General features: G+C 51.5%; 1 protein-coding gene. It reads right to left on the bottom strand.

The window, feature by feature from the left end; all coding sequences use genetic code 11:
* Positions 1–229, bottom strand: a 229-nt coding sequence (locus ACYP03_RS28450) for an EscU/YscU/HrcU family type III secretion system export apparatus switch protein (protein WP_459782998.1), incomplete at both ends; no start/stop codon positions are given.

Genomic DNA, 229 nt, shown 5'->3' on the forward strand with positions numbered 1-229 from the left:
TTGATTTGAGCAGTTCAACCAATGAGCGTATCGAGAACATACGTTTGATGCCGGCAATCGGGCTGATCTTCGACAATTTTGGCAGCACACCAGCAGGGTAGAACAGCCAGCCACCCAGCATCAGACTTCCTGCGATGGCCGCTAACAGTATGACCGCAAACAGTGGCAGCAGCAGTTCTATCAAAATAGCCAGGCTTTGCCCCATATGTTCTATGCCTTGCCAGGGCGA

The organism is Photobacterium sp. R1, from assembly GCF_054600795.1.